The sequence below is a fragment of the Bacillus sp. ISL-46 genome (assembly GCF_018613205.1).
The window spans coordinates 1-5,402 of the sequence record NZ_JAGGQR010000085.1 but is presented as its reverse complement, the minus strand read 5'-3'; the positions used below and the strand labels follow the sequence as shown (position 1 = coordinate 5,402).

General features: G+C 34.5%; 5 protein-coding genes and 3 other annotated features. Of the genes, 4 read left to right on the top strand and 1 reads right to left on the bottom strand.

What is annotated here, in order from left to right:
- On the top strand, nt 1-207 hold a 207-nt coding region (locus J7E67_RS28195; RefSeq protein ID WP_483861514.1), incomplete at its 5' end, for a MerR family transcriptional regulator.
- Between the two features lie 149 nt (nt 208-356).
- Nucleotides 357-821 (top strand): hypothetical protein, encoded by a 465-nt coding sequence (locus J7E67_RS28190; protein WP_214733285.1) that lies wholly within the window; start codon nt 357-359, stop codon nt 819-821.
- A gap of 410 nt (nt 822-1,231) precedes the next feature.
- Here the strand turns inward: J7E67_RS28190 and thrS are convergent, their stop codons facing one another.
- A complete protein-coding gene (thrS, locus tag J7E67_RS28185; RefSeq protein WP_214712764.1) occupies nt 1,232-2,443 on the bottom strand; it encodes a threonine--tRNA ligase in 1,212 nt (403 codons plus the stop codon).
- Nucleotides 2,444-2,496: 53 nt separating this feature from the next.
- Nucleotides 2,497-2,728: a binding site (T-box leader), on the bottom strand.
- A gap of 39 nt (nt 2,729-2,767) precedes the next feature.
- Nucleotides 2,768-2,999: a binding site (T-box leader), on the bottom strand.
- Nucleotides 3,000-3,039: 40 nt separating this feature from the next.
- Nucleotides 3,040-3,273, bottom strand: a binding site (T-box leader).
- A 795-nt stretch (nt 3,274-4,068) separates the two neighbouring features.
- Between thrS and J7E67_RS28180 the strand changes: the two genes are divergently transcribed.
- Both J7E67_RS28180 and J7E67_RS28175 read left to right on the top strand, forming a co-directional pair.
- Entirely contained in the window at nt 4,069-4,488 is a 420-nt protein-coding gene (locus tag J7E67_RS28180) for a DUF4367 domain-containing protein (protein WP_251027060.1), read from the top strand.
- A 137-nt stretch (nt 4,489-4,625) separates the two neighbouring features.
- Entirely contained in the window at nt 4,626-5,249 is a 624-nt protein-coding gene (locus J7E67_RS28175; protein WP_214733284.1) for an NUDIX domain-containing protein, read from the top strand.
- Nucleotides 5,250-5,402: the final 153 nt, after the last annotated feature.

Genomic DNA, 5,402 nt, shown 5'->3' with positions numbered 1-5,402 from the left:
GAAGTAGGAAATCCTACCTTCATGCAAAGAGAAGAAATGTTGATACAGCATAAATTAGAAGTGCAGAAGAAAATTGAAGAAAGCTTAAAACACTTGGAAGAAATAAACTATAAAATAGCCATGTATGAACTTCAGAAAGAAGAGGTTAGGAAAAATCCTAATTATAACTTTAAATGTCATGGTCTGGAAAATAAGATTGTGAATTAATGTACTTACGCTAACGGGTGCTTGAGTTGAAGATCCAGCTGCCGAATGAGGCGGCTTTTTCTTATTGAGCTAACGACGCAGGATTGTTGAACAAGGATATATCTGTCAAAAATGACATTGTAGATTTCAATTTCTTTAGGAGGTATATATTGAAAAAATTCCGAGGAAAGAAACGTTATTTTCGTGAACTATGGAAACAAACAGAAGTAAATACATGTGACATTCAACTTGATGAGTGGTTCGATTTTTGGCATGGACATCTTGATTTTTGGGGAATTGGTAATGATAGTGTGAGATTTAGAAAAGAACATGTAAAAGCACATATGGCTTTATACAATAACTTATTAAAAGAACTTGAAACATTTAATAAACCATACCAATCTTGGGTGTTAATTAACTTGAATGACGCTGGACAAGATGCAGTATTTATTCATACGTTCAATCCCAACAGTGACAATTATCCATATAAAAACCATAATATTGACTGGAATTGCAGTATTCTTAACACTTTCAAGGAACTAATAGATAAAAAAAGTTATAATGTGGGCTTTTTAAGTAATGAATATGGAGAAAGGTATTATATCCAATCCAAGTTTTATGGAACTCCGTTATAAACTTGCTTGATACAAGTCTTATGAGACATTATGAAGTCTAATTTAAAGGTGATTTAATTATGTATCAATAGGTTCTACTCCATTGAGATTGTGAAGAGATGTACTTAAACTACCATGAAAATAAGTTTCTTCAAGATAAGAAAAATGACAAAACTTAAAAAGACCCTGCTCAATCGTTAAAAAAAAGAGGAGAGCGATAATTAATAAGTCTATGGATTAGGGTTGACTGGATTAAGGTCAGTATCAGTATTGACACTTCCTACCCATTTTCATTCTCTGTGGTGCAGCACTGATTTTGTGCTGCATGGATGGCTAACGGGCAGGTTAGTTTAACAAGGTATTCCAATCTTTGGGGTACTTTTAAGGGAAAGCCCAAAAGGAATATAATCCTTTCGGGCTTTGAATGGAGTTTATCTACTACTGTTAATTTCTTTAATGAACCGTTCAATTGTTTCTTGTATACTCATCACACCAAGGTTTCCCTCTTTTCGCTTTCTTAACGCCAAGGATTGGTTCTCCATCTCTTTATCACCGATAACAAGCATGTAAGGAATCTTTTGTTTTTCAGCTTCTCTAATCTTCAATCTCATCTTCTCAGCCCTATAATCGACTTCCACACGCAATCCTGCTGATTCCAATTGGGATTTCACTTCATTTGCAAAAACTGCGTGTGAATCAGAAATAGGTATTATTTTTGCTTGAACAGGTGCCAGCCAAAGTGGAAACTCCCCAGCAAAATGTTCAATTAAAATTGCCATAAAACGCTCTACGGAACCATAGATGGCTCTATGAATCAAAACGGGAAGATGAAGTTTATTATCTTCACCTACATAAGCACAATTAAACTTTTGAGGCATTTGAAAATCCAATTGGACTGTACCACATTGCCAGCTTCTTCCAAGTGAATCTAAAATATGAAAATCTATTTTCGGACCATAAAATGCCCCATCACCAGGATTAATCTGGTAATTAACTCCTTTACTCTTCAAAACAGATTCCAACGCTAATTCAGCTTTACCCCAGATTTCTTCGGAACCCATGTACTCTTCTGGTCTCGTAGAAAGCTCTACTTTATATTCAAAACCAAAGTGGGAGTAAAACTCATCTACTAACTCAAGAACTTTATCAATTTCGGACTCAATCTGGTCAACTCGAACAAATAAATGTGCATCGTCTTGAGTAAAGGAACGCACTCTTAAAAGTCCATTTAAAGAACCCGAAAGTTCATGTCTGTGAACTAATCCAAGTTCTGCAAAACGGATAGGTAATTCTCGATAGCTTCTTCGTTTGCTGTTGAAAATTAATATAGCACCAGGACAGTTCATTGGCTTAATGGCATAATTTTGTTCATCCACATTGGAAAAATACATATTTTCATGATAATGATCCCAATGACCTGATTGTTCCCAAAGTTCCTGTTTCAACATAATGGGTGTTTTAATTTCTTGATAGCCTGCCTTTTTGTGTTTCTTTCTCCATAAATTTTCAAGTTCATTCCGAATCACCAATCCATTTGGTAAGAAAAAAGGCATTCCTGGAGCCTCATCCATTGAAGTGAACAGTTCTAACTCTTGACCTAGCTTTCGATGATTTCTTTTTTCTGCTTCCAGTTGATTAGACATTTTTATTCCTCCTGATTTTAAGTTGTATTAAAAAAGACCACACTCATCCCAATAATAGGGACGAGTGTGGTCGTGATTCCACCCTGATTCCATAAAACACAATTAAGAATGCTTTATGCTCAAAAAGATAACGGATTTACCGATTATAGATACTTTGAATGATACATTTCCCTATAATAGCTCCAAGGTGGTAAATCATTCACTTTTCTTCAGGGCTTCCAGCCAATGACCCTGTTCTCTGATAAGAAAACGAAGAATGATTCATGTCCTTTTCAACGCCTAACTATTTAATTTTGTATAAAAAAAGACCACACTCATCCCAATAATAGGGACGAGTGTGGTCGTGATTCCACCCTGATTCCATAAAACACAATTAAGAATGCTTTATGCTCAAAAAAGATAACGGATTTACCGATTATAGATACTTTGAATATACATTTCCCTATAATAGCTCCAAGGTGGTAAATCATTCACTTTTCTTCAGGGCTTCCAGCCAATGACCCTGTTCTCTGATAAGAAAACGAAGAATGATTCATGTCCTTTTCAACGCCTAACTATTTAATTTTGTATAAAAAAAAGACCACACTCATCCCAATAATAGGGACGAGTGTGGTCGTGATTCCACCCTGATTCCATAAAACACAATTAAGAATGCTTTATGCTCAAAAAAGATAACGGATTTACCGATTATAGATACTTTGAATGATACATTTCCCTATAATAGCTCCAAGGTGGTAAATCATTCGTTTTTCTTCAGGGCTTTCAGCCAATGACCCTGTTCTCTATCAAGAAAATGTACCAATGATTCATGTCCTTATCATAGCCTAATTAGATTTGTGATTTATTCTTGTTGAAAAATATAATACACATATTTAAAAATGTCAAGTATTGTATTACAAGATACAATGACCGAATATAAATTCTAATAACTAGGGTATCAGTTGAATTAGAATTATACCAGGTAGGAATTTGTGTGAGAAGTGTTGAATGTCTTGTGAATAGTTTCACTTAAACTAACGGGTGCTTTAGCTCAAGAACGATTTTGCTGCTTCGGCAGCCTTTTTTTCGTTGTTCCACTAACTGGCCCTTATATATAGTATCAACTTAAAAAAAGTTAAAGGAATGCACCTTTTATCGTTGTTTACATGTATTCATAGGTACGGGATTTAAAAACTTGAATTAAGCCCTCTTTGGGTAACAATAGATCCTGTGATTAAGCAGTCTCTTCATCAGGCAACTAGTCTATCATTCATCCCTACCGCGCTTTCGCTTACTAGCCTTGAAGTTTAGTGTGGAAGGAGTACACTTCCACACTAAACTTCAAGGTCGTATCTTTCCCCTGTTAGACATATCTATTTCCATATCTTTGAATACGTTGAATACTATAAAAAATAACTCTATATAATGTGTTAGCAAAGATAGAAATTCGGTCATTTTTGTATCATTACTTACGTTGAATACGGTAGAAATTCATACTATATATAAGGGCAGGATAGTTTAATAAAAAGTGAATGGTAGGAAATACTAATACCTGAAATTTCGAATAGAATTGAGGTAGTAAATTGGTATTTCTGATACGTTTATTCATTGTCCTAATCCTGTTAAATTGTTACCCAATGATAATTATGGCTAAAGAAATTAAGTATAATCACAACAGCAAAACTATTTCAGAAATAAAGAAAGAAATTGACTTTACCGTTTTAACTCCAAAAAGGATTCCTGATGATTGGACATTAGATACCAAAACATCCCCTTGGATAATGCTTCATTATATGGACAGCAAGGACACAAAGTTGATGGTTGCTATTCATTTGAGAAGAGGTTTTCCGTTATCATATGAAGATTTTCCCCATTCTCAGCAAGTTGATATTAATGGAAACACAGGTTATTTTCAGGAATGGATAGATAGTGGTGAAGTTGATAAAAATGGAGACACCATAACTGGTGGCTTACTTAATTGGGTACAGAATGGTACTTATGTAAAAATGAATAGTTCAAGATTACCGAAAGAAAAAATGTTAGAAATTGCAAGGTCAATGCATTAACGTTTCTTCAACAAATGTGGGCTGCTTCGGCAGCTTTTTTGCTTGTTCCACTAAAGGGCAGGTTAGCACAATAGTGATAAACCATTTTGTGGTAAAATATGATGTGTAATAACAGCTATATTTGAGGTGGAAAATGCATGCAAAATGAATTAGGTAAAGTCACCTGTTTCATAACTAGGGAAAAGGATTCAATAATAGAACTTCTTTTAATTAAACACCCCAATGCTGGTATACAATTTCCAGCAGGTACTGTCGAAATAAACGAAGATTTCGAACAAGCTGCCCTGAGAGAAGCTTATGAAGAAACTGGTATAGAAGAATTTGTTTCATGTAACTTTATTGGGAAGCAAGAAATTAAGTTATCTGGTAAATACACAATTTTTCGAAAGACGATAGTTTATTCAAGACCTGACTTATCAAGCTTCCAGTGGGCTGAATTTAGAAGGGGTATCACTGTTCAACATGAACGCAGACATGGGCAATATGTTCAAGTTTCTTACCAAGAAGGAGATAAATTTCCGAATCCAAATTATATAACTTACCAGATAACGGGTTGGGTGGAAGAAGCAAATTTAGCCTCAAAAGTCTCAAGATATTTTTACCACCTAAAATCAAACAATGACCTTAACGAGTGGGAAATAGAATCAGATAATCATACATTTAAATTATTTTGGTCTCCACTCGGTAAGTTGCCAGAGATTGTTTCTCCACAAAACGAGTGGCTTGAATATGTGTTAAATGAGTTGAATTATATATTTTAAAATTTCTTTTTTCAAAGCTATTGGATATGTCGTTTTTTTATGGATAAAAGAAAATTTGTGAAGAAATGTACTTAAGCTAACGTGTAGCATTACTTCAACAATGGGGTAATTCCATTTTCTTATTCAAGTAACGGGGCAGTTTAGTTGTGCGAA